Below are 26,570 nucleotides of genomic sequence, written 5' to 3' on the forward strand. Positions count from 1 at the left end.
TCCGGATTACGTGGGATCATCCTGGTCCAAAGGGGGTTAACACGCGCTTGCGCGCCCGCACGCGCCCACCGACGCCATACCGACAGGATACTGTCAGCAAACACGGCGCATTGTCCGACCCGCCTGTTACAAAACCTTCACTTGAGTTCCTCTATATTTCCGATATTCATGAAATATGGAAACACTGGCCCCCACCCGCCTCGCAACCCTTGGTCACCCGCAGCGGCTGGCGATCTTCCGGCTGCTCATGCGCCGCTACCCGGATCGTATCCCGGCGGGCGAATTGGCCACGGTGCTGGGCCTCAAGCCCTCGACCCTCTCCGCCTATCTCGCCGCCTTGATGCAGGCAGGGCTGGTGGTGCAAGAGCGGGCGGGTACATCCCTTAGATATTCCATCGACATGACAGAGGTGCGACGCACCTTCGATTACCTGTTCAACGATTGTTGTCGCGGGCGCCCCTATATCTGCGCGCCCTTCCCCACTCTGACAGGAGGCCCCGCTATGGCCCACCGGAAATACACCGTGCTCTTCATCTGCGTCGGCAATTCGGCGCGGTCGATCTTTGCCGAAACCATCCTGCGCGACATGGCGGGGGATCGGTTCACCGTCCATTCCGCCGGAACGCGCCCCTATTCCGAGCTTAATCCCTTTGCTCTGGAGGTCTTGCGCGCCAAAGGCCATGACCTGACCCCGCTACGCGCCAAGAACGTGGCAGAGTTTACCGGCCCCGATGCCCCGGCGCTCGATTTCGTCTTTACCGTCTGCGACACCGCAGCCAATGAGGAATGCCCGGCCTGGGAAGGCCAGCCGGTCAGCGCCCATTGGGGCATGCCCGACCCGGTCAAGGCCGAGGGCACGGAGGCGCAGAAAAGCCTTGCGTTTCAACAGGCTTATGGCGCGCTCCGCAACCGGATCACGGCCTTTGCGGCGCTGCCGATTTCGACCTTGGATCGTGTCAGCCTGCAGGCCGCGGTCGATGACATCGCGCGGCAGTCCGAGGGGCAGGGCGCATGACGGTCTATGCCATCAACGGTCTGGGTCGGATCGGCAAGCTGATCCTCAAGCCGCTCTTGGAGCGCGGCGCCAAGGTGGCGTGGATCAACGACGCGGTGGGCGATGCCGCCATGCACGCCCATTTGCTCGAGTTCGACACGGTGCACGGGCGGTGGGATGCAAGTTTCGGGCATGCCGACGGCGCGGTGATCATCAATGGCGTGCGGCTGCCGTTCATCGGCGCGCGAGATCTGAATGCGCTGCCGCTTGAGGGTGTGGACGTGGTGATCGACTGCACGGGCGTTTTCAAGACCGAGGCCAAGATCGCGCCCTACTTCGCGGCAGGCGTCAAGAAAGTCGTGGTCTCGGCTCCGGTCAAGGATGGCGATGCCGCCAATATCGTATATGGCGTCAACCACGCGATTTACGAGCCTGCGCGGCATCGCATCGTGACGGCGGCAAGCTGCACGACCAATTGCCTCGCGCCCGTCGTCAAGGTGCTGCACGAGAGCATCGGCATCAAGCATGGCTCGATCACCACGATCCATGACGTGACCAACACGCAGACCATCGTGGACCGCCCCGCCAAGGATTTGCGTCGTGCGCGTTCGGCGCTCAATTCGCTGATCCCGACCACCACGGGCAGCGCCACGGCGATCACCCTGATCTACCCCGAACTGAAAGGCCGCCTGAATGGCCATGCCGTGCGCGTGCCGCTGCTCAATGCGTCGATCACCGATTGTGTGTTCGAGATGGAGCGCGAGACCAGCGTCGAGGAGGTGAACGCGCTCTTCCAAGCCGCCGCCGAAGGTCCGCTCGCGGGTATTCTGGGGTATGAAACCCGGCCCCTTGTCAGCGCCGATTACACCAATGACACGCGGTCAGGCATCGTCGATGCCCCGTCGACCATGGTGGTCAACGGCACGCAGGTAAAGGTCTATGTCTGGTATGACAACGAGATGGGCTATGCGCATCGGCTGGTCGATGTCGCCTGCATGGTCGGGGATAGCCTGTGAGCACAAGACCCGAAGGCCTGAGCGCCTATATCGCCGTCACGGCGGCCTATTGGGCCTTCATGCTCAGCGATGGCGCACTCAGGATGCTGGTGCTCTTGCATTTTCACACACTGGGATTCAGCCCGGTGCAACTGGCCTATCTCTTTGTTTTGTACGAGGTCGCGGGGATGGTCACAAACCTCTCGGCGGGCTGGATCGCGGCGCGGTTCGGATTGACGGCGACGCTTTATGCCGGGCTTGGCCTGCAAGTGGCGGCGCTGATTGCCTTGGCGCAACTGGACCCGGAGTGGAGCCTCGCGCTCTCGGTGGCCTTTGTGATGGGTGTGCAGGGGGCCTCGGGCGTGGCCAAGGATCTGGCCAAGATGTCCTCGAAATCCGCGGTCAAATTGCTGGCCCCGTCGGAGGAGGGCGGGCTTTTCCGTTGGGTCGCCGTGCTCACCGGGTCCAAGAATGCGGTCAAGGGGGTCGGTTTTCTCCTCGGCGCGGCGCTCTTGGCCGGGACCGGCTTTGTCGGGGCGGTCTGGTCCATGGCGGGGGTGCTGGCGGTGATCCTGATGGCCGTGGTCATCGCCATGCCGCCGGGCCTGCCGCGCGGGCGCAAGGGGGCGAAATTCTCGGAAGTGTTCTCGAAATCTGCCAATGTAAACTGGCTGAGCGCGGCACGCGTGTTTCTCTTTGGTGCGCGCGATGTGTGGTTCGTGGTGGGCATCCCGATCTATTTCTACGGTGTCCTGTCGGACGGGTCAGAGGCCGGGAACCGCGCCGCGTTCTTTCTGATCGGCACGTTCATGGCGGGCTGGATCATCCTTTATGGCGCGGTGCAGGCGTCGGCCCCCAAGATCCTGCGCGCCAGGTCGCGGCCAGAGGCGGCGTTGATCGCGGCGGCGCGGGGCTGGGCGCTCGCGCTTTGCGGGGTGCCTGCGGTGCTGACCGCGTTGGCGCTGATGGCCGAGGGGGCGCAGACATGGCTCACCGTGGCGCTTGTGGTGGGGCTGTTGGTGTTCGGCGCGATCTTTGCCGTCAATTCGGCGCTGCATTCCTATCTGATCCTTGCCTTCACCCGCGCAGAACGGGTGACACTGGATGTCGGGTTCTATTACATGGCCAATGCCGGCGGGCGGCTCTTGGGCACGTTGCTCTCTGGGCTGACCTATCAATTGGGTGGGCTTGCGCTGATGCTGGGTGTGGCCACCGGGATGGTGGCGCTCTCGGCGCTGGCGGCGGGACGGTTGACCCCACAGGAAAAGGCAGAAACATGAGTGCTTTCGAACGCTATCTGACCCTCTGGGTCGCGCTGGCCATGGCCGCGGGCGTGGTTCTTGGCCTCGTGGCCCCGGGTCTTGTCGCGGCGGTTGCGGCGGCCGAGGTGGCGCGGGTCAATCTGGTGGTGGCGGTGCTGATCTGGGCGATGGTCTATCCGATGATGGTCGGCGTCGATCCCACAAGCCTCGGCAAAGTGGCGCGCCAGCCCCGGGGGCTGGCGATCACGCTGGTGGTCAACTGGATGATCAAGCCGTTCAGCATGGCCGCGCTGGCGGTGCTTTTCTTTGAGGGCGTCTTTGCCGAGCTGATCGCCCCTGCCGATGCCCAACAGTATATCGCCGGGTTGATCCTCTTGGGGGCGGCGCCCTGCACGGCGATGGTGTTTGTGTGGTCGCAACTGACCAAGGGCGACGAGAGCTACACGCTCTTGCAGGTCTCGGTCAACGATGTGGTGATGGTCTTTGCCTTTGCGCCGCTTGTCGCGTTTCTTCTCGGGGTCACGGATATTGTCGTGCCTTGGGAAACGCTGGTGCTGTCGGTGCTGCTGTTTGTGGCTTTGCCGTTGGCGGCCGGGTTGCTGACGCGGCGCAGGCTGGGGTCTGAGGTGCGGATCGCGGACTTTCAGGCACGGGTCAAGCCGTGGTCGATCCTCGGGCTTGTTGCAACGGTGGTGATCCTCTTTGGCCTGCAAGGCCGGGTCATCGTCGAGCAACCCATGGTGATCGGCCTGATTGCGGTGCCCATTCTTCTGCAAAGCTATGGCATCTTTGCGCTGGCCTATGCGGCGGCTTGGGCGTTCAAGGTGCCACACCGGATCGCGGCACCCTGTGCGCTGATCGGCACGTCGAATTTCTTTGAACTCGCGGTGGCGGTGGCGATTTCGCTCTTTGGTCTCAATTCCGGGGCGGCATTGGCAACGGTGGTGGGGGTGCTGGTCGAGGTGCCGGTGATGCTGTCGCTGGTGGCATTGGCCAACCGGACGCGGGCGCGGTTTCCCTGAGCCTTTCCATTCAAAAGCCCCGCGCGATGGCGCGGGGCTTTGTGCCTTGCGGCAAAGATTTTGCTTACTGCGAGAAGGTCGCGAGATAGGCCGCCACGTCCTCGGCGCCCTTGGCCAGCTTGAAGGTCATCTTCGACCGGCTGCCGAGATAGTCGTTGGGGTTGGTCAGAAATTTGGCCAGTTCCGCCTCGTCCCAGACCAGTCCTTCGGCACCTTTGGCAGCGAGGCCATCGGAATAGCTGAAGCCTTCATAGCTGCCTGCCGTGCGCCCGATTACACCATAGAGGTTGGGGCCGGTCTTGCCGCCTTTGACGATCGTTTCGCTGTCCGAGGCGATCATATGGCAGGCTTTGCATTTGTTGAATTCTTTCTCACCCTTGGCGGCGTCGCCTTCGGCAAAAGCAGGCAGAGAAAGAGCCACAAGCGTGGCAGATGCGGCGAGAAGGGTCTTCATGAGCTACCTCATTTGGGGTTTGGTTGCAGTCCGACGTTAACCATAGTCCGACCGCCCCGGCTTGCAACCTCCAACTTTGGTGCAGGTGGCGCATTGCCTCAGTCAAATACCTGTGAAAAGCACCGGCGCAGGGCGACATCGAGGTCGTCCATGGTGACGGGCAGGCCTAGATCGACAAGGCTGGTCACGCCATGCTCGGTGATCCCGCAGGGCACGATGCCGGTGAAATGCTCTAGGTTCGGCTCGACATTGATCGAGATGCCATGAAAGCTGATCCATTTGCGCAGGCGGATGCCGATGGCGGCGATCTTGTCTTCTGCCTGTTGACCGGCCGCGGTCGGCGGCCTGTCGGGGCGCGTGACCCAGACGCCGACGCGGCCTGCGCGAATTTCGCCTGTGATGTTGAATTCCGCCAGCGTGGCGATGACCCACCGTTCCAGCTGCCGCACGAAGCAGCGCACATCGCGGCCGCGCTTGCCCACGTCGAGCATGATGTAGACCACGCGCTGACCGGGGCCGTGATAGGTATATTGCCCGCCGCGTTTGGCCTCAAAGACCGGAAAGCGGTCGGGATCGGTCAGATCCTCCACTTTGGCAGAGGTGCCGGCGGTATAGAGCGGGGGATGCTCCAAGAGCCAGATCGCCTCAGGCGCGGTGCCTTCGGCGATTCGCGCGACACGCTCTTCCATTGCGGCCACGGCTACCGGATAGGGCACGAGATCGGCGGAGAGATGCCACTCAACGCCGGATGGGTCGATGGCAAAGGGGGTTTTTAGCGGCAAGGTTTGACTCTGTTCACGTGTGAGGGAAAACTTGTGGTAGATTATCCTATCAAGTTTGCACCTGCTTAGGGGAGATGAGCGATGTTTTCAAAACGATTTCTGATGATGGCCTTGGCGACCACGGTGGCGTTGCCTGCAGGCGGGGCCCGGGCGGATTTCAAGGATGGTTTGGTCGGCGGCCTTGTTGGTGGCGCGGTGAGCGGCATCATCGTGAACGAAAGCGCCAAGGCGCGGGAGCGAAAGCAACAGACGACCACCACAACGCGGCGGGTCTATCAGGCCCCGGTGAACAGCGTCGAGCGTCAGCAAGTGCGCGAAGAGCAGACCGCGCTCAACTATTTCGGCTTTCCGGCAGGGACGCCCGATGGCGTGCGCGGTCGCAACACGCGCGATGCCGCCGCGCAGTTCCAGGCGCATATGGGCTATCCGGCGACCGGCTATCTGGCGGATTACGAGCGGCAGTTTCTCATCAGCTCGTATTACCGTGCGCAGAGCAGCGGTGCGGCGACGGCGCAGTTGATCGCGCAGCGCGGGCAGGGCACGCGTGGCCTGTTGCACGCCTATCGCGACGAGGCGGCGGGCGTGACGACCTATGCGGCCGCCCCTGCGCCTGCACCGGCTGCCCCCTCGTCGGTGATGGCGTCGATCCCTCAGGCGGCGCAGGTGCCAAGCGCGCCCGCCGCCCCGGCCGCGGTCGGGTTTGCCGCGTTGCCGAATCTGATGGGCTCGGGTGGCGAAGGGCCGTCGCTGGCGTCGCATTGCAATCAGGTGAGCCTCATTACCAACTCCAACGGCGGTTTTGTCACCGAGGCCTCGATGGGGGATGGTCGTGTGGCGCTGAACGAGCAGTTCTGCCTTGCACGCACCTATGCCATTGCCGAGGGCGAGACGATGGCAGCCTCTCTCAAAGGGGTGACACAATCGCAACTCGAGGATCAATGCCGGGCCTTCGAACCTGCGATGCGGGATCACGTGGCGGCGCTTTCGCTCAGTCCGCGCGAGGAGGTCGTGCAGAACGTGCGTGGCTTCGTGCTTCAGTCGGGGCAATCCCCGGCGCAACTGGCGGGAACGGCCAAGATCTGTCTCTCGGTCGGCTACCGAATCGACAACATGAACGTGGCGCTTGGGTCGGCGTTGTTGCTCACGGCACTGGGTGAAGAGCCCTATGGCGAGCTGATGGGGCATCACCTGAACGAAGGGTTTGGCACCACCCGGCGGCCTGATCTGGCCCTGGCGTGGTATCAAGGCGCGGTCGAGGCGATCGAGCGCGGCGCAGAGCCTGTTTTTGCTCCCGGAAACACCGGCCGCACCGGGCTTTTGCGCAAGGCGGCGTTCCAGACGCAAGGCGCTCAGACCGGCAGCGGCGGCAGCGTGCAGCCGGTTGCGACCCTGCCCACGTTCAAGCTCGACTAGGCTGCGGAACGGTCCCGTGAAAAACCGGAGGGGCAATGTGTTTTGCCCCTTCACAAGGCGGATGAGTTTGCATATACGGCCCAAACCTACCTGATCACGTGCGGTCGTGGCGGAATTGGTAGACGCGCAGCGTTGAGGTCGCTGTGGGGTAACTCCCGTGGAGGTTCGAGTCCTCTCGACCGCACCATTTCATCTCTCTGAGGTGAAATAGGATCAGAAAAAACTTTCCCAATGGTCGTGATTTGTGGCTCGCTGGAACAGCAGGGCGCCGGGCACTCATTCCCACCAGCGATCTATGCTTGCAATGTCCGCATCCGACCAGCCGAAGTGATGCGCCAGTTCATGCACCACCACATGCGTGACCAGATCGGCCAGATCAATATCGCCCCTCTCGCGCCACTCGTCGAGGATCGGCTCGCGGAATAGCCAGATCGTATCGGGGCCAAACGGCTGATCGAAATGGGATTTTTCGGTGAGCGGAATGCCTTCGTAGAGGCCAGTCAGATCGAGTGGATCGTCGATCTCCATCTCGTCGAGCAGATGTTGCGGCGGCCAGTCCACCACCAGCAACGCCACCGCTTGTGCCGCCGGGCGAAACGCCGGGGGCAGGGCGGCGATGGCCGCGCGGGCCATATCCTCAAAACCGGCAAGATCGGTGGCGGGCCTGTCCATGCCCGGCATATGGGGCGCGGGGGCGGAAATGTAAATCCGCCCCCGCGCGGACCTGTCAGAGCATCAGCTGATAGCTCGCGGGCACATACTGGAACCCGTCGCCGCGCGTTTCGACATAGCCCACGGCGGGGAAGGGCATGTGATAGCCGATGAAGGGGATCTTGTCGGCGGCCAGCATCCCCAGAACCTTGCGGCGGGTGGCTGCGGCCTGTGCCTTGTCCATGTCGAACTTGACCTCCCAGTCGGGATAGCCGAGCGACCAGACATAGTGATTGGCGAAATCGGCGGCGATGACCAGCGATTTGCCGCCGCTCTCGATCATGTAGGCGGTGTGGCCGGGGGTGTGCCCCGCTGCGGACATGGCGGTGATGCCCGAGGCCACGCTGGCCCCGTCGCCGATCATCTCGGTCTTATCGGCGAGAGGGCGCATCTTGGCGTCGAATCCCTCGTTTCCGGCTGCGGCCCAATGGTCGTATTCGGCGCTTGCGGTCACGTAGCGGGCATTCGGGAAGGTGGCGACACCGCCCTCTCCCATCAGCCCGCCAATATGGTCGCCGTGCATATGGGTGATGACCACCACATCGACCTGATCCGGGGTATAGCCCGCCGCCGCGAGCGCGCCGGTGATCGCCTCGGGATTGAGGCCGGTGTCAAAGAGTACAAGCTCGGAGCCCGTGTTGATCACCGTGGGCGTAAAGAAGAACTGCGCCTGATCTGTGGGGATATTGTTGGCGGCAGAGACCTGCGCGAATTCCTCTGCGCTGACGTTGAGGCCAAAGATCGTCTGCGGCTCGGGGCGCGGCATGGTGGCGGCGAGCAGGGTCGTTACCTCGAAATCGCCGAGTGTCACCCGGTTGAACCGTGTGGTGGCAGCCCCTAGCATCGGGGCTGCGGCACGCGCAGGGCCGGTCATTGCCGCTAGAGGCAATGCCGCGGCAGAGCCAAGAATGGCGCGACGGGTCAGTCTGGTTTTGGGCATGGAATCCTCCTGCTTATGTTACTCGCGTCAGGGTAGCGCTGTTCCATGTAGTGCGCATGGCGCTCACGGAAAATTGAGATTGTTTTGGCGCGGGAGGAAACGCGCCATTCCCGGCGCGGATCACGGGGTGTAGCATCGGATTATGTTGACCCTCTTTGCACATCGCGATTACGCCCGTCTCTTTGCCGCGCAGGTTGTGGCCCTGATCGGCACCGGTCTCTTGACGGTGGCGCTTGGCCTCTTGGCCTATGATTTGGCCGGGCCGCAGGCGGGGCTGGTTCTGGGCACGGCCTATACGATCAAGATGGTGGCCTATGTGGGCCTGTCGCCGGTGGCACAGGCGGTGGTGCAGCGTCTGCCGCGCAAGGCGGTGCTGATCGGGGCGGACATGCTGCGCGCGGGTGTGGCGCTTTGCCTGCCGTTCGTCACGGACCTCTGGCAGGTCTATACCCTCATTTTCGTGCTTCAGGCGGCCTCGGCCACCTTTACCCCGGCCTATCAGGCGGTCTTGCCGGATGTGCTGCCTGATGAGCGGGATTATACCCGCGCGCTGTCGCTCTCGCGTCTGGCCTATGACCTGGAAAACCTCGTGAGCCCGGCCTTGGCGGGGCTCTTGCTGGCGGTGATGAGCTATCACTGGCTCTTTTTGGGCACTGTGGCGGGGTTTGTGGCCTCGGCCCTTCTGGTGGCAACGGCGGTGATTCCCGGCCTGCGCGGGGCGGCGGCAGAGCGCCCCTTTCGCGAGCGTCTGTCGCGGGGGTTGCGGATATATCTGGCCACACCGCGCCTGCGCGGCCTCTTGGCATTGAACATGGCCGCTGCCTCGATCGGGGCTTTTGTTCTGGTCAATACGGTGGTGCTGGTGCGCGGTGGCTATGGTGGCGACGCGCGGGCGCTGGCCCTTGCCATGGCGGCCTTTGGGGCGGGGTCGATGGCGGCGGCGCTGCTGTTGCCACGAATACTGGATCATGTTGCAGACCGGCCGGTGATGATGACGGCGGCGCGGGGGCTTATCGTTGTCGCTCTGATCGCGGGGGCGCTGCTCTGGCAGGGTAAACTGCCGGGCTGGCCGCTCTTTCTGGCGATCTGGGCGTGTATCGGCGCGCTCTATGCCGGTATCCTGACACCGTCGGGGCGGCTCTTGCGGCGCTCGGCCCATGCCGAGGACCGCCCGGCGGTCTTTGCCGCGCAATTCGCGCTCAGCCATGCGTGCTGGCTGGTGAGTTATCCCTTGGCCGGATGGGCGGGGCAGGCCCTTGGCATGGGTCCCGCCTTGGGGGTGATGGCGGGGCTTGCGGCCATGGGGTTGGGAGTTGCGGCGCGGCTCTGGCCGGCTGGCCTGACCGATGCGCCCGTGCACGCGCATCCCGACCTGCCCGAAGGGCATCCGCATTTGCGCGCCCATGGCGGGCGGCGGCATGCACATCCGCTTGTGATCGACGACGCGCATCGTGTCTGGCCCACCCAGGGCTAGGGGCGCAATCTGGACAAACGCGCGCGCCTGTGACAAAGCCCGCGGCAGAGTCAGGAGACACCCATGATCACCACCCGCTTTGCCCCGTCGCCCACCGGCTATATCCATGTCGGCAATCTGCGCACTGCGCTGATGAACTATCTCATTGCCCGGCGCGCGGGGGGCACGTTTATCCTGCGGATCGACGATACCGACGCCGAACGCTCGAAAGAGGCCTATGTCGATGCGCTCAAGCAGGATCTGGAGTGGTTGGGCCTGCATTGGGACCGGATCGAACGGCAATCGCTGCGGCTGGATCGCTATGCCGAAGCGGCGGATCAGTTGCGCGGCATGGGGCGGTTCTACGAGGCGTTCGAGACGCCAACCGAGCTTGACCTCAAGCGCAAGAAACAGCTCAACATGGGCCGCCCGCCGGTCTATGACCGCGCGGCGCTTGCGCTCAGCGACGCGGAGAAGGACAAGCTGCGCGCCGAGCGGGGCAATGGCGTCTGGCGGTTCAAACTGATCCAGGAGCGGATCGAGTGGCGCGATGGTATCCTTGGCGATATTTCGATTGACGCGGCCTCGGTCAGTGATCCGGTGCTCATTCGCGGCGATGGTCAGGTGCTCTATACGCTGGCCTCGGTGGTGGATGATGTCGACATGGGCGTCACGCATATCGTGCGCGGCTCGGATCATGTGACCAACACCGCCACGCAAATCCAGATTATCGAGGCGCTGGGAGCCACGCCGCCGCAATTCGCGCATCACTCGCTCTTGACGGGCCCGCAGGGCGAGGCGCTGTCGAAACGTCTGGGTGCGCTGTCGTTGCGCGACCTGCGCGCGCAGGGGATCGAGCCTATGGCGCTTCTGAGCCTGATGGCGCGGTTGGGGTCATCCGATCCGGTTGAACTGCGCTCGGAGATGGCCGAGTTGATCGAGGGCTTTGACATCGAGCGGTTCGGCTCTGCCCCGACCAAGTTCGATGAGAATGACCTCTTTCCGTTGACCGCGCGGCATCTGGCGGCGCTTCCGTTCGAGGCGGTGGCGGGCAAGATCGCGGAGATCGGCGTGCCCGAGGCACTGGCCCCGCAATTCTGGGAGGTCTCGCGCGAGAATATCACTACGCTCAAGGATCTTGAGGGATGGTGGGCGCTCTTTCGCGATGGGGCAGAGCCGGTGATCGAGGACGAGGACCGGGACTTTGTGGCGCAAGCGATGACGCTCTTGCCCGAGGGTCCGCATGATGCCGAGACCTGGGGCAAGTGGACGAGTGCCGTCAAGGACGCCACGGGCCGCAAGGGCAAGGGCCTGTTCATGCCGCTACGCAAGGCGCTGACCGGTCAGGCGCATGGGCCGGAAATGGCGCAGGTGCTGCCGCTCTTGCAGGTAATCAAGGCGAAGGGCTGAGCACCGCAGCGCGCAGCCGCGTCTTGTCACGTTCAAGGGGCAGCGCCTCTTCGGCATATTCGCGGGCATGTTGCGACATTTCCCGCGCCGCCTGAGCCAGATCCTCATCGGGAGCCGAGGCCAGCCGCGCCAGAACCTGTTGCAGGCGCAGCGCCACCTCGATCTGTCCTGCCCCATCCCGCGCCACGCTGGCAAAGGCCGTGTCGATTATCGCGGCACGTGACGTTTCCGGCAGAAAGAGCCGGGGAAAGCGCGGGCTATCCTCGGTATGCGTGGCATGGGCCCAGTCCAGCAAGAGTTTTTCCTGACGGCAGAGCACCGCGATTGCGGTGCCCGGATCGTTGATCCCCGGCGAGAGCGCCCGCGACGCGGTTTCCGACAGCACCAGCAGCCCGTAGCTCGCGTCCTGCTCGAAGCTGCGGGTCGCGGCGATGGTCAGGTTCTCGCAGATGGCGCTGCGCTCTTCATCGCTCAGCCCTGTCGCATGACCCACGGTCTGGCCCCGGACAAGATAGGCACCGGGCCGGACATAGAGATAGACGCGGGTCTGATCCGTGCTCAGTTTTTCGCTGATGGCGAGCATGTCGATGAGTTGCAGATACCCGGTTCGGGGGGCGCAGAGCGGGCGGGCCTCAACCGGCAAAACCGTCTCGTCCGTCAACCTCCGCGCGCCGAGCGATGGCAGGTTGCGGTCGCGGATCAGGCTATTGCGGGCGGCCTGCTCGATGGAAAAAAGCGTGGCATCCATGCTGCCCAGATCGCTCAGATGGTGAATCCAGCGCAAAAGCGCCACCACCACCAAAAAAACTACGGCCACGGTGAAGACCAGCACCAGAATGCTGGCACCTTCGGGGTAAAAGCCGGTCTGAAAGAGAATGATCGCGCTCAGAGCATAGACGAAGGCGCCGATGAAAGTGGCCAGAACCGTATGCGTGGTCGTATCCGCCAAGAGGATCGCGTGAACGCGCGGTGTCGTCTGGCCCGCGGCGGCGTTGTGGGCCGTCACCATGACATTGAGGGAAAAGGTGCTGACCGCGAGCATGCCGGAGGCAAGGATCGTGAGGATGGGCATCACCGCATCCGAGGAAAAGCGCCTCTTGAGGCTGTCGGGGATCTGGGCGTCGAGCAGGATCGCTGTCGCTGAGGCCAGCACCGCCAAGAGCGCGAAGAGCGTGACGCGCAGCCAGAGCTTGCGGCTGAGGCGCAAGAGCGAGAGGGCCGTGGTGGAGAGAATATGAGCTTTCAAATGCGGACCCTGATTATCTGTCGGAGCTGAGCAGCGAGACGCCAAGCCGGTCAAGATGTCCGTCGGTCAATTCCCGTTCCTCGTCCGTGAGGCTCTGGTGGCGGGGATAGCGGGGGCTGCTTCGGTCATCGAGCAGAGGCGCGTCCCAGCCATGGGTGGTGTCAAAGAATCGCTGCACGCCCGCCGCGCCGAATTCGCGGAAATAGCCCTGAACCACGACATCAAGATAGCTGAGCAGGATCGGATGTGCCCGGCTGGGGGCCGCGTGCATCCCCTCGGGAATGGTATAGACGGCGATTTCCGGACTATGGGGCAGGGGGTGGCGCACCTGATGCGCGGCAGGTGCGCGGATATAGGCCGCCTCGCGCGCGTCCAGTGCGGGCCAGTCAGCATCGGGCACAGGCGCAATCAGCCCGTCAATCTCTGCATGCGCGTCCGGCACCACCGTCAGATAGGCAACGGGCCGCAGGTCCGTGTGCCGCCAGATTCGGCGCCAGCCGGTCAGCTGTGCGGGAACGGCGCCGGCAAAGCTGTGACTTGCCCGGTTCACAAGGCTGCCATAGCCAAAGAAATATGAGTTTCCAATCACGCTTTGCCCCTGTTTTGATCTGGATCATGGTCATCTCGCCGTTTCACCGCAAGACTTGATCCAGTTCTTGAGGGGGAAATGCCTGTCATGCGGATCACCAAACGCACCAATATAGCCATTCGGCTCTTGATGTTTTGCGCCGCGAACAGCGACCGTCTTGTCACGAAGACCGAGATTGCCGAGCGCTGCAACACCTCTGAAAGCCATCTGGCACAGATCATCAACCGTCTGTCGCAACTGGGATTTCTCTATACGCAACGCGGGCGCACCGGGGGGGTGCGTCTGGGGCGCCCGATGTCTCGGATCACTGTGGGCGAGGTGTTTCGTCAATTGGAGCAGCATACGCCGGTGGCGGAATGTTTTGCCGATGTCGACAACACCTGTCCGCTGACCGATGCCTGCCGCCTTCGGGTGGCGTTGGTCGATGCGGTCGAGGCGTTCTACGCGCAGCTCGACGAGGTGACGCTGGAGGCGCTTGTTTGTGACAACGAGGCGCTCTTCACGATCTTTTCAGCGGCGCCCTGCCTGAAACAGGCTTGAACTGAAGCGTGCTGTATACTAGCGTGCACAACAGATCGGATAGGGAGAACTGGCGCGAGCCAGTGCCGAAGGAGCAACCGCCCCGGAAACTCTCAGGCGCAAGGACCTGCCCGATCCTCGAAACTCTGGAGAGAGCCCGGGCGTGACCGGGACGCCGACGGGATAGCGATCTCAGGCAAAAGGACAGAGGGGGCATCGTGGCGCGGCCTGTCATGGGCATGGCGCATGGGCGGTGCCGGACTGATCGACTGACGATCCGGACCAGAGCAAAGGGAAGGATGCGGATGTCTGCTGATCTGCAAATAACGCCGTTGAATGCATTGCACCGCGAACTGGGGGCCAAGATGGTGCCCTTCGCGGGCTATGACATGCCGGTGCAATATCCCATGGGCGTGATGAAGGAGCATCTGCATTGCCGCGCCAAGGCGGGGCTTTTCGATGTGAGCCACATGGGTCAGGTGATCTTGCATGCGCCGGGGGGCTATGACGCCGTGGCCCAAGCGATGGAGGCGCTCGTGCCCGTGGATCTGCTGGGGCTGGGTGCGATGCGGCAGCGCTATGGCATGTTCACCAACGACGCGGGGGGTATTCTGGATGACCTGATGCTGGCCAACCGGGGCGATCATATGTTCGTCGTGGTCAATGCCGCCTGCAAGGCCGACGATATCGCGCATATGCGCGCCGGACTGCCGGGGATCGAGGTGCAAGAGATCGCCGACCGCGCGCTCTTGGCCCTTCAAGGCCCCGCTGCAGAGGCGGTGCTGGAGGCGATGGTGCCGGGTGTGGCTGCGATGCGCTTCATGGATGTGGGCATTTTCGAGAGCACCTTTGGCGAATTGTGGATTTCGCGTTCGGGCTACACCGGCGAGGATGGGTTCGAGATTTCGGTGCCCGAGGCACAGGCAGAGCCGCTCGCGCGCGCACTCTTGGCACATGAGGATGTGGAGCCGATCGGATTGGGCGCGCGTGACAGTTTGCGGCTCGAGGCGGGTTTGTGCCTCTATGGGCATGACATCGACACGGGCACGACGCCGGTCGAGGCAAGTCTGAGTTGGGCGATCCAGAAGGTGCGCCGCGCGGACGGGGCACGTGCGGGCGGGTTTCCCGGCGCAGAGCGTATTCTGGGCGAATTGCAACAGCGTGCGCCGCGCGCCCGCGTGGGTCTGCGCCCCGAAGGCCGGGCACCGATGCGCGAAGGCACGCCGCTTTTTGCACAAGCGACCGGCGGCGAGCCCGTCGGTCACGTGACCTCGGGGGCCTTTGGCCCGACCATCGAGGCCCCGATGTCGATGGGCTATGTCCCTCAGGCCTTGGCGGCTGAGGGCACCGAGTTATACGGTGAGGTGCGTGGCAAACGTCTGCCCGTCCGGGTGGCCAAGCTGCCCTTTACCCCTGCAACTTTCAAACGCTGAGCAACAGGAGCCGGAAAGCGATGAAATTCACCGAAGAACATGAATGGCTGCGCGTCGAGGATGACGTCGTGGTCGTGGGCATCACCGAGCACGCCAGCGAGCAGTTGGGGGATGTGGTCTTTGTCGATCTGCCCGAAGTGGGCACCGAGGTCAGCAAGGATGACGAGGTGGTGGTGATCGAGAGCGTCAAGGCCGCCTCGGATATCCTCGCCCCGATCGATGGCGAGATCGTCGAGGTCAACGAGGCGCTGATCGACAATCCCGGCAAGGTCAACGAAGACCCGATGGGCGATGCCTGGTTCTTCAAGATCAAGCCTGCCGATCCCAGCCAGATGGACGACTATATGGATGAGGCCGCCTATCAGGCCCATATCGCCTGAGCCCGCCCGCCGGAGGCGTGGACGGCCCCAGAGGATTTCGGGCCTCCGGCGGGAGTACTTTTGCCAAGAAGAAGCAGCGGGCCAGCGTCATGCCGCCTGCGCGATCTGATGAGGACAAACCCATGTCGTTCAAAGCGACCGATTATCTGCCCTATGACTTCGCCAATCGCCGCCATATCGGCCCCTCGCCCGAGGAAATGAACGAGATGTTCAAGGTTCTCGGTGTCGAGTCCCTTGAGGCGCTGATTGACGAGACGGTGCCGAAATCCATCCGCCAGGAGAAGCCGCTCGATTTCGGCAAGCCCAAGTCGGAACAGGAACTGCAATTCCACATGTGGCAGACCGCGTCCAAGAACAAGGTCCTGACCTCGCTGATTGGTCAAGGCTATCACGGCACGGTGACGCCGCCCGCGATTCAGCGGAACATTTTTGAAAACCCGGCTTGGTATACCGCCTACACCCCCTATCAGCCGGAGATCAGCCAGGGTCGGTTGGAGGCGTTGCTCAACTTTCAGACCATGGTCAGCGATCTGACCGGGCTGGAAATCGCCAATGCCTCGCTTCTGGACGAGGCAACGGCGGCGGCAGAGGCCATGACCATGGCGCAGCGCGTGGCAAAGTCCAAGGCCAAGGCGTTTTTCGTCGACGAGAATTGCCATCCGCAGAATATCGCCGTGATCCAGACACGCGCAGCACCCCTGGACATTGAGGTGATCGTCGGCAACCCGGATGATCTGGAGGCGGACAAGGTATTTGCCGCGATTTTCCAGTATCCCGGCACCTATGGGACACTGCGCGACTTCACCCCCGAGATTGCGGCCCTGCATGAAAGCGGCGCGCTGGGCATCGTGATCGCCGATCCGTTGGCATTGACGCTGCTCAAGGAACCGGGGGCCATGGGCGCGGATATTGCCGTGGGCTCGACGCAGCGTTTCGGCGTGCCGGTGGGCTATGGCGGACCGCATGCCGCCTATATGGCCACCAAGGATGCCTACAAGCGCGCCATGCCGGGGCGGATCGTGGGCGTCTCGATCGACAGCCATGGCAACCGCGCCTATCGCCTGAGCCTGCAAACCCGCGAGCAGCATATCCGCCGCGAAAAGGCCACCTCGAACGTCTGCACGGCGCAGGCGCTCTTGGCGGTCATGGCGTCGATGTATGCGGTGTTTCACGGCCCCAAGGGCCTGCGCGCCATCGCACAGCGTATCCACCGCAAGACGGTGCGTCTGGCCAAGGGGCTGGAAGCGGCGGGGTTCCATGTCGAACCGGGCGATTTCTTTGACACGATCACGGTCGATGTCGGTCTATTGCAGCGTGGCGTGCTGCAATCGGCGGTGCGCGAGGGGATCAACCTGCGCCGCGTGGGGGAGACACGGATCGGCATCACGCTGGACGAACGCAGCCGGACAGCCACCATCGAGGCGGTCTGGCGGGCCTTTGGCATCATCATGGAAGACGCCGATTTCACGCCGGAATACCGTATCCCCGATGCTTTGCAGCGCGAGTCCGAGTATCTGACCCACCCGATTTTCCACATGAACCGCGCCGAGACGGAAATGATGCGCTACATGCGGCGGCTGGCGGATCGTGATCTGGCGCTGGATCGCGCGATGATCCCGCTGGGGTCCTGCACGATGAAGCTCAATTCCGCGGCCGAGATGATGCCGGTCAGTTGGCGCGAATTCTCGCTTCTGCACCCCTTTGTGCCCGCCGATCAGGCGCTGGGCTACAAGGAAATGATCGACGACCTGAGCGCCAAGCTCTGTGACATCACCGGCTATGCCGCGATTTCCATGCAGCCCAATTCCGGCGCGCAGGGGGAGTATGCGGGTCTCTTGACCATTGCCGCCTATCACCGGGCACAAGGGCAAGGGCATCGCCGCGTCTGCCTGATCCCGGTCAGCGCCCACGGAACCAATCCCGCGAGCGCACAGATGGTGGGTTGGGATGTGGTGGTGGTCAAATCCGCCGCGAACGGCGACATCGACGTGGAGGATTTCCGCGCCAAGGCCGAGAAGCACGCGGAGAACCTTGCAGGCTGCATGATCACCTATCCCTCGACCCATGGCGTGTTCGAGGAAACGGTGCGCGAGGTCTGCGAGATCACCCATAGCCACGGTGGTCAGGTCTATATCGACGGGGCCAATATGAACGCCATGGTGGGGCTTGCGCGCCCCGGCGATCTGGGTGGTGATGTGAGTCACCTCAACCTGCACAAGACGTTCTGCATCCCGCATGGCGGCGGCGGTCCCGGCATGGGGCCGATTGGCGTCAAGGCGCACCTCGTGCCCCATCTGCCCGGCCATCCTGAAACCGGCGGCAGCGAAGGGCCGGTCAGCGCCGCGCCTTTTGGTTCGCCCTCGCTCTTGCCGATTTCATGGGCCTATTGCCTGATGATGGGCGGGGCCGGGCTGGCGCAGGCAACGCGGGTGGCCATCCTCAATGCCAATTACATCGCCAAGCGGCTCGAAGGTGCCTTTCCGGTGCTCTACAAGGGACGAAATGGCCGGGTGGCGCATGAGTGCATCCTTGACGTGCGCCCCTTTGCCGAAAGCGCGGGCGTCACGGTGGACGACATCGCCAAGCGGCTGATCGACTGCGGGTTCCATGCGCCGACGATGAGCTGGCCGGTGGCGGGCACGCTGATGGTGGAACCGACCGAGAGCGAGACCAAGGCCGAGCTTGACCGCTTCTGCGACGCGATGCTGGCGATCCGCGAAGAGATCCGCGACATCGAAGAGGGCCGGATTGATGCGGAGAACAACCCGCTCAAGAACGCGCCGCACACGATGGAGGATCTGGTCCGGGAATGGGATCGGCCTTACAGCCGCGAACAGGGATGCTTCCCGCCGGGTGCTTTCCGCGTCGATAAATACTGGCCGCCGGTCAACCGCGTGGACAATGTTTACGGCGACCGGCATCTGATCTGCACCTGTCCGCCGCTGGAGGATTACGCAGAGGCCGCCGAATAGGCGTGCCCTTGACGAAACAGAAAAAGGCGGCCTTTGCGGGCCGCCCTTTGTCCTGCTGAAATAGCTTTCAAGAAAACGTCCGTCTCATAGAAAACGGTGCGGACGCGTGACAAAACGGATGCGCCATCACTCAAACGGGCCGCTCTGATCACGTGAGTTCACGCTAGTGTGAATAACCTGAGTCTGTCATACCCCAAATAGGGTAAGGTCGCGATTAATCTCCAAGAAACCGCGTTATCTGATCCAGTACCCTGCGCCAATGCCGGAAGAAGGCCAGTTGCCCAGCCTCCTCCAGCTGATGAAATTCGATCCAGGGGTAGTCGCGGCGGAACTCTTCGAAAGTGGCCAGCGGCACTTGCGGATCTTCGGCGCCGTTCAGGAAGACAATCGGCAGCTTGCCCCGCAGCGCCTCGACTTCGCTGCTCCAATCCTCGAGCTGGCCGGAGGTCAATTGCCGTGCGAAGGCCTCATGCGCGGAATGGGTGTCGGAGAGGGCCACTTCCGATCCCGTCGCGAGGGCTTCGAAGGCTTCCGGGTCTTCGATCACGGACACATCGGCGGCAGAGTTGCCATAGACCGCGTGCAAAAAGTTGCGCTTGCCGATCTTGCGCGCGAGCAAAAAGCCTGCCTTGACCATGAAGGGCAAGAGATGCGGCGTGTATTTGGCCCCGGCGAGGATGAAGCGGTGCCATTTGTGCATCCGCTCGAACTGTTCGCGACGGGTGAGGGGCAACATACCGGAACAGGCAACGATCCCGCTGAAGGCAAAGGGATTTTGCCGGGCCAGCTTGACCGCGTAGAAAGCATCGCCGCTGAGGCAGAGGATCGGACAGCGCGTTACGCCTTCGGCACGCAGGACGCGTATTGTGTCATCGCAGAGCGCAGCGTCATAATCCGCGCCCCGCGTTACCATGTCCGACAGGCCATAGCCGGGGCGTAGAGGCACGATCACCTTGAGCCCCCGCAGCGTGGCACAGGTTTCGGCAGAGGCAGGCCATCGCACCAGCCCGAAATCGAGCGGCAGGTAGAGCACGGGGCGTCCGCGCGGGGCCCCGAGGACGAGGTAATCCACCCGCCGACCGTCTGGCATGACCAAGGATTTGAAATCCCGCTCTGACAGGGTCGCATAACCCCGGCTGACAACATGCGGGCCGGGTGCAGCGCGCACGGTCATCGCCGTCATGTCGATCATCGAGAGCGCGAGGCGTACCAGTTCGAGTTGCGAATGGGTCTCGGTCTTGGCAAGCAGTGATTTGATCTGGGCCCGCACGGTATCCACAGAGCGCCCGCGCTCGGCGGCAATCTCGTTGACGCCGCGACAATCAACCAGATGGCACAGGATATCGGCCTCGGTCTGGGTCAGATCGAAGGCCTCGATCAATATCTCGCAAAAGCCCGGCGGCATGCTGATTTCATTGGAGGCGGCGAGCACCAGCATCGTGCCATCGGGGGCAACACAGCGTTGCAGCCGAAAGACGATCAGCTGCCCGGCCTGCACCGACCGCACCCGCAACACGGCGGTGTCCTTTTCCCGGCTGTCGAACAGTATCTCGAGAGCCCCCGCGAGCGCCTCCATGTCGGCCTCGTGAATGGGCAGATCACAAAGGCGCGCGTTTGCAGCCAAGGCCATGGCCTGATGTGCGGCGGGGTTGGCGGCGCGGATGTTGCGGCCGCGATCCAGCAAGAGGGCCGGCACCCGGTCGAACGGGGCCAGCATGGCGTCCAGACTTTTGTGATCCGCATCCTCAGGGGCCAGACGATCGAGGAACTCGGTGGCGCGGCGGAAATGCTCGGATATTTGCGGCTCGTCCAGCAGACGCGGCGCGGCCAGATCTACACGCGCACGCAGAGGGCCTATCGCACTCTCCCAATGGTCGAGCAGCGCCTCGTAGCGCCCTGGGTCGAGGGCGACATCATAAAGGCGGTCGATCGCTGCCTCCCGGTCCGCGTCGGACAGGGTGACAACGTCTATTTGATCCGTCATGCGCCGGGTCGATGTCATGCCTGAAATCCGATGAGGTGAAAATGGGGCCACGCCCTGACTTAGTCATGCAGAAATGGCGTTTTAAAGGCAAATGAAAAGTTTTTTCTTGGTTTCAGATGTCCAAAAGACAGGCGAAATGATCTTTCAGACTGGTCCAGGTTTCCTCGTTCGCGGCACTGAGCAGAACGCCCTTGGTGATCGAAGTGTTGTAGTCGCGCCCGTCCAGCATCCGCGCCACGCCGCCGGCCTGTCGGCAGATGAGCACGCCCGCCGCGTGATCCCATGGGTTGAGCACATCCGACAGGACGAAATCGACGGCCCCCTGCGCCAGCAGACGGTATTCATGGCACGAGCAGCGCAGCGCGATGCAGCGCGCAAGTGCGGGCAAAAGCGGGGCCACCTTATCCTGACGGGCCTGTGTCATCAGGTAGTAATGCATATAACCCTGCAATTCCGACAAGGCGCCGCCGGAAGACACGCGCACCGGGCGCTCGGCCCCCTGAACCGCAGCCATCCGGGCCGGATTGGCCTCGTCCGCGATGATCCAGTCATCCGAGACAGGATCGTAAAGCAGCCCCAGAACCGGCCGACCAAAGCGGGTGACGGCGATGATCACCCCAAAGAGCGGCAGGCCGTGGACAAAGTTCCAGGTGCCATCCACCGGGTCGATGATGAAGGCCAGTTCCGCCTCGGACACATCCTCGCGCAGGGCGGGTTTGGCCGCCACCGCCTCTTCACCCACGATCAACGCATGGGGAAACATCCGTTGCAGGCCCCGCGCCAGCATGGCCTCGGCCTGATGATCGGCTTCTGTCACCAGATCATGCGGGCCGGATTTGGTCATGGCTTCGGCCCGGGTCACGGTGCGAAAGCGCGGCATGATTTCGGCACGCGCGGCGCGGCGCACGAGATTGACCAGCATGGTCTGTTGCGCGGGCGTGAGCGGAGCAGAGAGCGGGATCGGCAGCGAATCGGTCATGTCATCTCCTGTCGGTGCCCCGGTGGAGTGCCAGCCTTGAGGTCTGAAATCAACGCGGGAATGGCCGGAAAGACCGGGGGTTTCATCCCCGGACCCCCAGAGTATTTCGCCCATAAAGAACCAGGTCCGCAGAGGTCATTCGCGCGCGCGCAAGGTCCGGGCTGGGCGGGCGCGCAACGGCCCCAAGGCAAAGACCAAACCTGCCAGCAGCGTCACCACCATGCCGCCCAGAATGATCGCAAGGGCAGAGGGCCAGATCACGCGGAAGGGCGTGTCCATCACGAAATGACTGACCGCCCAACCGCCACCGATCCCCGCGCCAAGCGCCACGAGCCCCGCCGCCCCTCCGAGAATGAGGGCGCGCAAGACCAGGCTCGAGAGAATTCTGGCGCGTGTGGCACCGAGGGTCTTGAGGATCGCGGCCTCATAGGTGCGCGCGCGCTGATCCGCCGCTGCCGCGCCGATGAGCACGAGAAAGCCTGTGAGCAGCGTGACTGACGCGCCCCAGGAGGTCGCCGACGCGAGACCGGCCAAGAGGTCGGTCACCTGGGTCAGCGCATCGCGCACGTTGATCGCGGTGACATTGGGGAAACGGTCGGTCACATCGCGCAGGATCTGTTCCTCGGATGCCAGATCATCGGCATACACCGTGGCGATGAACGTATGCGGCGCGCCCGCCACCGCCACCGGGTTCATCAGCAGGACAAAGCCCATGCCGACGCTTGAGAAATCCACCTCGCGCAGCGAGGTGATGGGGGCGGTGATGTCACGCCCGAGAATATTCACGGTGATCTCGTCGCCGAGGCCGATGCCCATTTCCATGGCCTCTTCGGCGGCAAAGCTGAGTTGCGGCGCGCCGGTATAGCCTTCACCCCACCATGTGCCTTCTATGATCTTGGTGCGAGCGGGCAGGGCATCGGCGTAGCTCACGGCGCGGTCGCCCTCGACCACCCAATGTCCGGGGGCAACCTCGGTCGCGGGGCGGCCGTTGATGCGGCTGATGATGCCGCGCAACATCGGCGCGCTGTCGATACGGCTGACGGCGGGGTCACTCTCCAACCGGTCGAGGAACCATGCCATCTGGTCCTTTTGCAGATCGACAAAGAAGAAGGAGGGCGCGCGTTCGGGAAGGTCGGCGGCAATGGCGCGGCGCAGGTTGCCGTCGATCTGACCGACGGCGGCCAGCACCGCGAGGCCCAGACCAAGCGAGAGCATGACTGGCCCCGCAGTGGTGCCCGGTCCGCCGATGGCCCCGAGGGCCCAACCGAGGGCGGGGCGGTTGCGCAGGCGAGGACGGACTGCGCGGGCCAGCTTCTGCACCAGCATCGCAGCCAAGGACAGGACCAAGAGAGCGGCTGCGATACCGCCAGCGGTCCAGAGTGTGAGGGTCAGATTGCCAGAAAAGAGACTGGCGGCACCAAGCAGGACACCGACGAGACCGAGCGTGGTCGCGATCCAGGACCAGGCGGGCCAGCGACGCGCGGCTCCCGCCGCTTCACGGTAGAGGGCGGCGGCGCGGACCTCGCGCGCGCGGGCAAGCGGCCAGAGCGTGAAGATGAGCACGCTCAACACGCTGTAGAGTGCCGCTTCCGCCATCGGGGCCGCGTAGGGCGTAAAGATCGCAGGCACGGGCAAGCGCGCCGCGATGACGGGCCCCAGGAGCACCGGCAGGCCCACGCCGAGGATCAGACCCCCGAGGATACCGATCAGGGCCAGAACCCCGACCTGGATGAAATAGGTCAGGAAAATCGTGCGTTGATCGGCCCCTAGGGTGCGCAATGTGGCGATGACCTGCACCTTGCCCGCGAGATAGGCGCGCAACGCAGCAGAAATGCCGACACCACCCACGGCGAGGCCCGAGAGACCCACGAGCACCAGAAAGGCCCCCAGCCGGGTCACGAACTCGGCGACACGCGGACTGGCGTTGCGGGCATCGGACCAGCGAAAGCCGGAGCCATCCAGCTCTTGCAGCGCGCGGCTCTCGAAGGCGGCCAGATCGGTGCCTTCGGCCAGATCGAGGCGGTATTTCGTGGTGAAGAGCGAGCCTGCGCTGAGAAGGCCAGAGCCGTCGAGATTGGCGCGGCTGACGATGGTGCGGGGGCCAAGGCCAAAGCCCGCGCGGGTTTGATCCGGCTCTCTGACCAGTTCGGCCATCAGTCGAAATTCGCGCTCGCCCAAGCGAAAGGTATCGCCCACCTTGATCCCCAGACGCGCCGCGAGAATGGGCTGCATGACAGCGCCAGGCAGGCCGCCGGAACCACCGAACGCCACATCGAGCGGCATGTCGGGGGAAAGAACCACGGTGCCAACCAAAGGATAGGCGTGATCCACGGCCTTGAGTTGGGTCAGTTCGCGCCGCCCGTCCGGCGCGATGGCCATGGAGCGGAAATCGGCGATTTCCGAGACGGCATCGGCATTGCGGGCCATCCAGGCGTATTCGTCCTCGGTGGCGAACCGATAAGTCAGTTCAAGTTCCGCATCGCCGCCAAGGATGGCTGATCCCTGTTCGGTCATGCCGGCACGGATGCTCTCGCGCAGGGTGCCGACGGCGGCAATCGCCGCCACGCCAAGGATCACGCAGGCGAGAAAGATGCGAAATCCACGCAGGCCCCCGCGCAATTCCCGCCGGGCCAGGCGAGCCGCGATGCGCAGGCTCATGCGGTGCCCTCTATGCGGCCGTCGCGGAGGCTGACCACGCGGTCGCAGCGCGCGGCAAGGTCGGGATCATGGGTCACGAGCACGAGGGTCGCGCCATGCCGGTCGCGCAGGCCAAAGAGCAGGTCGATGATCGCGGCTCCTGTGGTGCTGTCGAGATTGCCCGTGGGCTCATCCGCGAGGATGATGGCGGGGCGGGGGGCTGCGGCGCGCGCAAGTGCGACGCGCTGTTGTTCTCCGCCCGAAAGTTGCGAGGGGTAATGCCCTGCGCGCGTGGCAAGGCCCACGGCGGCCAGTTCCTCGAGCGCGCGGGCATGGGCATCCGCCGCCCCCGCCAACTCGAGCGGGGTTGCCACATTCTCGAGCGCGGTCATCGTTGGAATGAGGTGAAAGGATTGGAACACGACGCCGAAATTCTCGCGCCGCAGGCGGGCCAACTGATCCTCGTTCATGGCCGACAGGTTGCTGTCCAAGGCGGTGATATGGCCAGAAGTGGCGCGCTCCAACCCACCCATGAGCATCAAGAGCGAAGATTTGCCGGAACCCGAGGGGCCGATCAGGCCGAGGGTCTCGCCCTTGTGGACATCCAAGGTAATCCCGTGAAGTATGTGCACAAGACCGGCATTTCCCTCCAGAGACAAGGTGACGTCGGAGAGGGACAGGATAGGAGAACTCATGCGTTTGCGCCTGATTTACAAAGGTTTTCTGTCATATGGGGTGCTGCGGCCTCTGGGCAAGGTGGTAGCGGCGTTTCTCTGCCTTGTCAGCCCCGTTATGGCGGATGAGCCGGTCACGGTTCTGGCATTGGGGGATAGTCTGACCCAGGGCTACGGTCTGCCCGAGCAGGATGGGCTGGTGCCGCAGATGCAGAAATGGCTGAATGATCAAGGGGTTGAGGCCACGCTGATCAATGCGGGCGTGTCTGGGGATACCACTGCAGGCGGGGCTGCGCGAGTGGAGTGGAGCCTCACACCCGAGGTGGATGCGATGATCGTGACGCTGGGCGGCAATGATCTCTTGCGCGGGATTGATCCGGCGGTCAGCCGGGGAAACCTCGAAGTGATCCTGCAGGTCGCGCAGGCCAAGGGTGTTGAGGTCTTGCTGGTCGGGCTGACGGCGCCGGGCAATTACGGCCCAGAGTATAAGACGGCGTTTGATGCGATCTACCCCGAATTGTCAGAGGCTTATGGTGCCCTCCTTGCCCCGGACTTCTTTGCTGGCCTTGGCGGCGGCGATCCTGCGGCTTTGCAGCGGTGGTTTCAGGCGGATGGCATTCATCCGAATGCCGATGGTGTGGCGCGTATCGTCGAGGGGTTGGGGCCAAGTGTGCTGGCCTTGATCGAGGCGACAGAGGCGGAGTAGCACCGACGCTCTAGGTCCAGCGTTCACGCAGGCCAAAGCGCTTTGCCATATTGGGCAGGGCATCGCAGAGCATGTCGATGAAGGCGGCGGCAATGGGGCTGGGTGTGCGCCCGTCGCGGACCAGCAGACTGACGCGGCGCTGGCAGGCCGGGTCGGCGAGAGGTCGCGTGACCACGCCCGAGGGCAAGGCGCGGGTGGCCAGACCGGGCAGGATCGTATCGCCTGCGTCGGCCTGGACCATCGCCAGGAGCGAGGTCAGGTTGCGCACTGACAGGCGCGCCTTTGCCGCCAGAGCGCGGAACTCGGGCGTCGCAAGCCCGCTCAGAGTTTCGTTCAGGATCAATCGCTCTCCAGTCAGTTGATGCCATGCCAGAGGGCGTGGCTCCGATGCGAGCGGATGCGCTGCATGGCAGACAAAGACCAGCGGATCAGTGAAAAGCGGGATGGCGCGCAGACCGTCAGCTTCTCCGGCCGGGCTGGCCAGACCAAGATCGGTTTCCCCGCGCAAGAGCATCTCGCGGACGCTGGCGCTGTCGGTATCGTAGAGGTCGATTTCTGCCTCGGGGCGGGCCTGCACAAAGCTCTTGAGAACTGTGGGCAGGATCAAAGCCGCAACCGACGGCACCGCCGCGATCCGCAGCCGCCCGGAATAGCCTTGCGCATAGCCGGTGATCAGCTCCAGAGCGCGGTCATGCTCGCGAAGGAGGGGCCCCACGACGTCGAGCACGAAAGCCCCGAGATCCGTCAGCTTGCTCTTGCGGTCGCTTTCGAACAGGGGACCGCCCAACTCTGCCTCAAGCTGTTTCAGGGTCATTGAAACCGCAGATTGCGTCCGGCACAAGATTTCCGCCGCATCCCGGATATTGCCATGTTCGGTGACAGTGACAAACGCGCGCAGGGCTTCGGTCCGGATCATGGCTGGCCTGTTCAATGTTTCAGATAAACTGAAATTTTATGAAGTTATATTTGTTTGCCTTAATTCAGTCAATCGCAGATCGTCTGGCGGAGTCGGGAA

General features: G+C 63.5%; 23 protein-coding genes, 1 tRNA gene and 1 riboswitch. Of the genes, 13 read left to right on the plus strand and 11 right to left on the minus strand.

What is annotated here, in order from left to right:
* The first annotated feature begins 175 nt into the window (after positions 1 to 175).
* From MVC20_RS13400 to arsB, 4 genes are read left to right on the plus strand one after another with little or no spacing between them, the layout of a single operon-like run.
* Complete coding sequence (locus MVC20_RS13400) at positions 176 to 1,015, plus strand: helix-turn-helix domain-containing protein (protein WP_297542179.1); 840 nt, start codon at positions 176 to 178, stop codon at positions 1,013 to 1,015.
* Positions 1,012 to 2,010: an ArsJ-associated glyceraldehyde-3-phosphate dehydrogenase gene (locus MVC20_RS13405; protein ID WP_297542181.1), complete on the plus strand. Its 999-nt coding sequence runs from the start codon at positions 1,012 to 1,014 to the stop codon at positions 2,008 to 2,010. The genes MVC20_RS13400 and MVC20_RS13405 overlap by 4 nt, the downstream gene beginning before the upstream one ends.
* On the plus strand, positions 2,007 to 3,269 hold the full coding sequence (gene arsJ, locus MVC20_RS13410) for an organoarsenical effux MFS transporter ArsJ (protein WP_297542183.1): 1,263 nt from the start codon (positions 2,007 to 2,009) through the stop codon (positions 3,267 to 3,269). Before MVC20_RS13405 ends, arsJ begins: the two co-directional genes overlap by 4 nt.
* Positions 3,266 to 4,273 (plus strand): ACR3 family arsenite efflux transporter, encoded by a 1,008-nt coding sequence (gene arsB / locus MVC20_RS13415; RefSeq protein WP_297542185.1) that lies wholly within the window; start codon positions 3,266 to 3,268, stop codon positions 4,271 to 4,273. Before arsJ ends, arsB begins: the two co-directional genes overlap by 4 nt.
* 64 nt (positions 4,274 to 4,337) lie before the next feature.
* Here the strand turns inward: arsB and MVC20_RS13420 are convergent, their stop codons facing one another.
* Positions 4,338 to 4,727, minus strand: a complete 390-nt coding sequence (locus MVC20_RS13420) for a c-type cytochrome (protein ID WP_297542187.1) — start codon at positions 4,725 to 4,727, stop codon at positions 4,338 to 4,340.
* Between the two features lie 98 nt (positions 4,728 to 4,825).
* On the minus strand, positions 4,826 to 5,509 hold the full coding sequence (lipB, locus tag MVC20_RS13425; RefSeq protein WP_297542189.1) for a lipoyl(octanoyl) transferase LipB: 684 nt from the start codon (positions 5,507 to 5,509) through the stop codon (positions 4,826 to 4,828).
* An 81-nt stretch (positions 5,510 to 5,590) separates the two neighbouring features.
* On the opposite strand from lipB, the gene MVC20_RS13430 reads away from it, so the two are divergent.
* Both MVC20_RS13430 and MVC20_RS13435 read left to right on the plus strand, forming a co-directional pair.
* A complete protein-coding gene (locus tag MVC20_RS13430) occupies positions 5,591 to 6,922 on the plus strand; it encodes a peptidoglycan-binding domain-containing protein (protein ID WP_297542191.1) in 1,332 nt (443 codons plus the stop codon).
* Positions 6,923 to 7,022: 100 nt separating this feature from the next.
* Positions 7,023 to 7,109: transfer RNA gene (locus tag MVC20_RS13435), tRNA-Leu, on the plus strand.
* 89 nt (positions 7,110 to 7,198) lie between these two features.
* Here the strand turns inward: MVC20_RS13435 and MVC20_RS13440 are convergent.
* Both MVC20_RS13440 and MVC20_RS13445 read right to left on the minus strand, forming a co-directional pair.
* A complete protein-coding gene (locus MVC20_RS13440) occupies positions 7,199 to 7,594 on the minus strand; it encodes a metallopeptidase family protein (protein WP_297542193.1) in 396 nt (131 codons plus the stop codon).
* A gap of 55 nt (positions 7,595 to 7,649) precedes the next feature.
* Positions 7,650 to 8,573 (minus strand): MBL fold metallo-hydrolase, encoded by a 924-nt coding sequence (locus tag MVC20_RS13445; RefSeq protein WP_297542195.1) that lies wholly within the window; start codon positions 8,571 to 8,573, stop codon positions 7,650 to 7,652.
* 142 nt (positions 8,574 to 8,715) lie between these two features.
* Between MVC20_RS13445 and MVC20_RS13450 the strand changes: the two genes are divergently transcribed.
* Both MVC20_RS13450 and gltX read left to right on the plus strand, forming a co-directional pair.
* Entirely contained in the window at positions 8,716 to 10,047 is a 1,332-nt protein-coding gene (locus tag MVC20_RS13450; protein ID WP_297542196.1) for an MFS transporter, read from the plus strand.
* 63 nt (positions 10,048 to 10,110) lie between these two features.
* A complete protein-coding gene (gene gltX / locus MVC20_RS13455) occupies positions 10,111 to 11,436 on the plus strand; it encodes a glutamate--tRNA ligase (protein ID WP_297542198.1) in 1,326 nt (441 codons plus the stop codon).
* On the opposite strand, the gene MVC20_RS13460 is transcribed toward gltX, so the two are convergent.
* Positions 11,420 to 12,682 carry a DUF2254 domain-containing protein gene (locus MVC20_RS13460; protein ID WP_297542200.1) on the minus strand — a complete coding sequence of 421 codons (1,263 nt, stop codon included), beginning with the start codon at positions 12,680 to 12,682 and terminating at the stop codon, positions 11,420 to 11,422. The two genes, gltX and MVC20_RS13460, sit on opposite strands and share 17 nt — an antisense overlap.
* A 13-nt stretch (positions 12,683 to 12,695) precedes the next feature.
* The gene (locus MVC20_RS13465) at positions 12,696 to 13,271 is read right to left on the minus strand and encodes a gamma-glutamylcyclotransferase family protein (protein ID WP_363320787.1); all 576 of its coding nucleotides are present in this window, start codon (positions 13,269 to 13,271) and stop codon (positions 12,696 to 12,698) included.
* Between the two features lie 87 nt (positions 13,272 to 13,358).
* On the opposite strand from MVC20_RS13465, the gene MVC20_RS13470 reads away from it, so the two are divergent.
* The 4 genes from MVC20_RS13470 to gcvP all read left to right on the plus strand — a co-directional run bounded on the left by MVC20_RS13470 (position 13,359) and on the right by gcvP (position 18,575).
* The gene (locus tag MVC20_RS13470; RefSeq protein WP_297542202.1) at positions 13,359 to 13,811 is read left to right on the plus strand and encodes an Rrf2 family transcriptional regulator; all 453 of its coding nucleotides are present in this window, start codon (positions 13,359 to 13,361) and stop codon (positions 13,809 to 13,811) included.
* Between the two features lie 31 nt (positions 13,812 to 13,842).
* Positions 13,843 to 13,929: riboswitch (glycine riboswitch) on the plus strand.
* A gap of 166 nt (positions 13,930 to 14,095) precedes the next feature.
* Positions 14,096 to 15,223 (plus strand): glycine cleavage system aminomethyltransferase GcvT, encoded by a 1,128-nt coding sequence (gcvT, locus tag MVC20_RS13475; protein WP_297542204.1) that lies wholly within the window; start codon positions 14,096 to 14,098, stop codon positions 15,221 to 15,223.
* Between the two features lie 20 nt (positions 15,224 to 15,243).
* A complete protein-coding gene (gcvH, locus tag MVC20_RS13480) occupies positions 15,244 to 15,603 on the plus strand; it encodes a glycine cleavage system protein GcvH (protein WP_297542206.1) in 360 nt (119 codons plus the stop codon).
* Between the two features lie 122 nt (positions 15,604 to 15,725).
* Positions 15,726 to 18,575: an aminomethyl-transferring glycine dehydrogenase gene (gcvP, locus tag MVC20_RS13485; RefSeq protein ID WP_297542208.1), complete on the plus strand. Its 2,850-nt coding sequence runs from the start codon at positions 15,726 to 15,728 to the stop codon at positions 18,573 to 18,575.
* A 214-nt stretch (positions 18,576 to 18,789) separates the two neighbouring features.
* Here gcvP and MVC20_RS13490 read toward each other — a convergent pair whose 3' ends face one another.
* The 4 genes from MVC20_RS13490 to MVC20_RS13505 all read right to left on the minus strand — a co-directional run bounded on the left by MVC20_RS13490 (position 18,790) and on the right by MVC20_RS13505 (position 24,870).
* Positions 18,790 to 20,559, minus strand: coding sequence for a helix-turn-helix transcriptional regulator (locus MVC20_RS13490; protein WP_297542210.1), 1,770 nt, complete (start codon positions 20,557 to 20,559; stop codon positions 18,790 to 18,792).
* Positions 20,560 to 20,671: 112 nt separating this feature from the next.
* Positions 20,672 to 21,538 carry an inositol monophosphatase gene (locus MVC20_RS13495; RefSeq protein ID WP_297542211.1) on the minus strand — a complete coding sequence of 289 codons (867 nt, stop codon included), beginning with the start codon at positions 21,536 to 21,538 and terminating at the stop codon, positions 20,672 to 20,674.
* Between the two features lie 135 nt (positions 21,539 to 21,673).
* A complete protein-coding gene (locus MVC20_RS13500; RefSeq protein WP_297542213.1) occupies positions 21,674 to 24,196 on the minus strand; it encodes an FtsX-like permease family protein in 2,523 nt (840 codons plus the stop codon).
* Positions 24,193 to 24,870: an ATP-binding cassette domain-containing protein gene (locus MVC20_RS13505; protein ID WP_297542215.1), complete on the minus strand. Its 678-nt coding sequence runs from the start codon at positions 24,868 to 24,870 to the stop codon at positions 24,193 to 24,195. The genes MVC20_RS13500 and MVC20_RS13505 overlap by 4 nt, the downstream gene beginning before the upstream one ends.
* Here MVC20_RS13505 and MVC20_RS13510 point away from each other — a divergent pair.
* Positions 24,869 to 25,555 carry an arylesterase gene (locus tag MVC20_RS13510; protein ID WP_297542217.1) on the plus strand — a complete coding sequence of 229 codons (687 nt, stop codon included), beginning with the start codon at positions 24,869 to 24,871 and terminating at the stop codon, positions 25,553 to 25,555. The two genes, MVC20_RS13505 and MVC20_RS13510, sit on opposite strands and share 2 nt — an antisense overlap.
* Positions 25,556 to 25,565: 10 nt before the next feature.
* Here the strand turns inward: MVC20_RS13510 and MVC20_RS13515 are convergent, their stop codons facing one another.
* Positions 25,566 to 26,471, minus strand: a complete 906-nt coding sequence (locus MVC20_RS13515) for a LysR family transcriptional regulator (RefSeq protein WP_297542219.1) — start codon at positions 26,469 to 26,471, stop codon at positions 25,566 to 25,568.
* Between the last annotated feature and the right edge of the window lie 99 nt (positions 26,472 to 26,570).

This window comes from Roseovarius sp. (assembly GCF_027019125.1).
GTDB lineage: Bacteria > Pseudomonadota > Alphaproteobacteria > Rhodobacterales > Rhodobacteraceae > Roseovarius.